Raw genomic sequence first — 3,950 nt, 5'->3', positions numbered from 1 at the left:
GTCCTACATGGAACGGATCGCGGCTGGCGTGCCGGGCGCCAGGAAGCTGGCCTTCGAGGCGGCGCTCCTGCCGCCTTTGCCGGTCCTGGCGCCACTCCTGGCCGAGGCGGAAACCGCTCGCGAGATGGCCGACATCGACGCGTTCGAGGAACTTTCCCTGCGCATGGCCGGTGCTGCCGTGGCTACAGCCTCCGGCGCTACGCATGTCAGGCGCGCGCCGAGCCGCCGCGATCAAAAACGGGTTGCCGAAGCTGTGCGGCGCATCGAACTCGATGCAGACGGGCCGGTTTCCCTTTCAGCGCTTGCCGATGGGACGGCGACCAGTCCGTATCATTTCCTGCGCATCTTCCGGCAGGTGGCGGGCATGACCCCCTACCAATTCCTGCTCAGGACGCGATTGCACAGGGCCGCGGTGCGGCTACGCATGTCGGACGATACGGTTTCCGCGATCGCTTTCGGCGCTGGCTTCAGCGATCTGTCGACCTTCAATCGTCGTTTTCGGCGGATCATGGGGCAGACGCCAAGCCAGTATCGCAGCCGCCGTGGCGCATAGGTCGTTTCTGCTTGGTGAATCGGCCCGGTGCACCGCAAAGGCAGACACGCAGGCTTTTGCGTCAGGGCGGTGAAAACCGCCTTGGCCATATCGTCGCAATCATCGGTATCCATTTGAAATTACCATCAAAAATGACACTGGAAAAGTGCCGTGAAGGTTGGAGTTTCGGGCTTGCTTCCTATATAAGCACCAAGTGATTCCTGATTAGATTGTGATCCGATTTGACCGACCAGAAGACACCGCGCGGCGCCGACGGCGGCCCCACCGGCATCGAGCCGATATCCATCGTCGAGGAGATGCAGCGCTCCTATCTCGATTACGCCATGAGCGTGATCGTCAGCCGTGCGCTGCCGGACGTGCGCGACGGCCTGAAGCCGGTGCATCGCCGCATTCTCTTCGCCGCCCATGAGAGCGGCTACCATTGGAACCGCAAATATGTGAAGTCGGCGCGTCCTGTCGCCGACGTGATGGGTAAATACCATCCGCATGGCGATGCTTCCATCTATGACGCCTTGGTGCGCATGGCGCAGGACTGGTCGTTGCGCGTTCCGTTGATCGACGGGCAGGGCAATTTCGGCTCCATCGACGGCGATCCGCCTGCGGCGATGCGCTACACGGAAGCGCGGCTGACCAAGGTCGCGCACGAGCTCCTGGAGGATATCGACAAGGATACCGTCGATTTCCAGGACACGTATGATGCTTCCGGCAGCGAACCTAAGGTTCTGCCGGCACGTTTTCCCAACCTTCTGGTCAATGGCTCGGGCGGCATCGCCGTCGGCATGGCGACCAACATCCCGCCGCACAATCTCGGTGAAGTCTGCAATGGCGCCATCGCCATCATCGACAATCCGGCGATCGACCTGCCGGCGCTTATGGAGATCATTCCGGGGCCGGATTTCCCGACCGGTGGCATCGTGCTTGGCCGTTCGGGCATCTACAGCGCCTATTCGACCGGCCGCGGCTCCATCGTCATGCGCGGGCGCGTCAACATCGAACAGCGCGGCAACGACCGCGAGTCCATCATCATCACCGAAGTTCCCTACCAGGTGAACAAGTCGTCGATGATCGAGAAGATGGCTGAACTGGTGCGCGACAAGCGCATCGAGGGCATTTCCGATATCCGCGACGAGAGCGACCGCCAGGGCTACCGGGTCGTCATCGAGCTGAAGCGCGACGCCGTTGCCGACGTCATCCTCAATCAGCTCTACCGCTTCACGCCGCTGCAGACCTCTTTCGGCGCCAATATGGTGGCGCTGAATGGCGGCAAGCCGGAAGTGATGAACCTGACCGATATGCTGAAGGCTTTCGTCGCCTTCCGCGAGGAGGTGATCACAAGGCGGACGAAGTTCCTGCTGCGCAAGGCGCGCGATCGCGCCCATGTGCTGGTCGGTCTCGCTATCGCAGTCGCCAACATCGACGAAGTCATCAAGCTGATCCGCACCGCGCCGGATCCGCAGACGGCGCGTGAGCAGTTGATGGAGCGGCGCTGGCCCTCTGGCGACGTGGAATCTCTGATCCTCCTGATCGATGACCCACGCCACCGGATCAACGAGGACGGTACCTACAATCTGTCCGAGGAGCAGGCGCGCGCCATCCTCGAGCTGCGCCTGCAGCGCCTGACCGCGCTCGGCCGCGACGAGATCGCCGACGAGTTGAACACGATCGGCGCCGAAATCATCGATTATCTGGACATTTTGTCTTCCCGCGCGCGCGTCCAGCAGATCGTCAAGGACGAGCTTGCCGCCGTGCGCGACGAGTTCGGCACGCCGCGCCGCACCGAACTCACCGACGGCGGTTCGGACATGGAAGACGAGGATCTGATCCAGCGCGAAGACATGGTCGTGACGGTCAGCCATTCCGGCTACATCAAGCGCGTGCCTCTGTCGCTCTACCGGGCGCAGCGCCGCGGCGGCAAGGGCCGCTCCGGCATGTCGACCAAGGAAGAGGATTTCGTCACCCGGCTGTTCGTCGCCAACACCCATACGCCGGTGCTGTTCTTCTCCTCGCGCGGCATCGTCTACAAGGAAAAGGTCTGGCGGCTGCCGATCGGCAATCCGCAGTCACGCGGCAAGGCGCTGATCAACATGCTGCCGCTGGAGCAGGGCGAGCGCATCACCACCATCATGCCACTGCCCGAGGACGAGGCCAGCTGGGGCGAACTCTACGTGATGTTCGCCACCACGCGCGGCACCGTGCGCCGCAACGATCTATCCGACTTCGTCCAGGTCAACCGCAACGGCAAGATCGCCATGAAGCTGGAGGAAGAAGGCGACGAGATCCTCGGCGTCGAAACCTGCACCGACAAGGACGACGTGCTGCTGACCGCCAGTTCCGGCCAGTGCATACGCTTCTCCGTCGGCGACGTGCGCGTCTTCCAGAGCCGCAATTCGGTCGGTGTGCGAGGCATAACCATGGCCGAGACCGACCGCATCATCTCGATGTCGGTGATCGAGCATGTCGATGCTTCGCCGGCGGAACGCGCCGCTTACCTGAAGCGCGCGGCGGCGGAGCGGCGGCTTGCCACGGAAACGGCCGGAGAAGAGGAAGAGATCGCGCTGACCAATGAGGAGATCGGCGAGGAGACAGAGCTTTCCGACAGCCGATACGAAGAACTCAAGGCGCACGAACAGTACGTGCTGACGGTGACCGAATTCGGCTACGGCAAGCGTTCGTCGTCCTATGATTTCCGGCTGACCGGACGCGGCGGCAAGGGCATCCGCGCCACCGACGTGTCGAAGGCGGCCGAGATTGGCAGGCTGGTGGCGACCTTCCCGGTCGGCAATGACGACCAGATCATGCTGGTGTCGGACGGCGGCACCGTCATCCGGGTGCCGGTCAACGGCATTCGTTTCGCCAGCCGCGCCACCAAGGGTGTGACCATCTTCAACACGGCTGAAGGCGAAAAGGTGGTTTCGGTCGAGCGGATCTCTGAACCGCAAGCGGACGAAGAAAGCGAAGAAACCGTCGAGGGCGGTGCCGATGCCGCTGCGGCGTCTGACGCCGGTCCGGAGGGTGCGGACTAAGTCCGGCACCCAGGTTTTGACATGGCAACGCCGGCCAGCTGGCCGGCGCGGCAGCAAGTCCAGGCTTTATCAGTAGTGGCGATATGGCTTACGCGGGCCGAAGCCTTCGAAGCGCTTGGTGTTTGCCTTGACGCGGATGCGTTGTGCCTCCTGATGCAGCCCAAATACGGTGGCGATCAGCATGGCGACGGTCATTGCGGTGGCGAGCATGTAGATCAGCATGTGCGTGTTCTCCTGCGCCTAACAACGGATAGATGGGATTTTGGTTTCATCTTATTAAGGTGCAACCTAGTGAACGCTGCGTGAAGGCTTCGTGATCAGCGTGTTCATCTGTCGTTCATGTGCCGGAAAAGGTTCACGGCCGGCGCCCCGCT

General features: G+C 62.4%; 3 protein-coding genes. 2 read left to right on the top strand and 1 reads right to left on the bottom strand.

Annotated elements, in window-relative coordinates:
- The coding region (locus tag EOA22_RS26545; protein ID WP_164755839.1) for an AraC family transcriptional regulator at nucleotides 1-553 on the top strand (553 nt) is incomplete at its 5' end.
- A gap of 221 nt (nucleotides 554-774) precedes the next feature.
- Entirely contained in the window at nucleotides 775-3,576 is a 2,802-nt protein-coding gene (gene gyrA, locus EOA22_RS26540) for a DNA gyrase subunit A (protein ID WP_013531829.1), read from the top strand.
- Between the two features lie 69 nt (nucleotides 3,577-3,645).
- On the opposite strand, the gene EOA22_RS26535 is transcribed toward gyrA, so the two are convergent.
- Nucleotides 3,646-3,798 carry a hypothetical protein gene (locus EOA22_RS26535; RefSeq protein WP_081714296.1) on the bottom strand — a complete coding sequence of 51 codons (153 nt, stop codon included), beginning with the start codon at nucleotides 3,796-3,798 and terminating at the stop codon, nucleotides 3,646-3,648.
- Between the last annotated feature and the right edge of the window lie 152 nt (nucleotides 3,799-3,950).

It is taken from the genome of Mesorhizobium sp. M7A.F.Ca.US.014.04.1.1 (assembly GCF_003998745.1).
GTDB lineage: Bacteria > Pseudomonadota > Alphaproteobacteria > Rhizobiales > Rhizobiaceae > Mesorhizobium > Mesorhizobium ciceri.
This window is presented reverse-complemented; position numbering and strand designations above follow the sequence as displayed.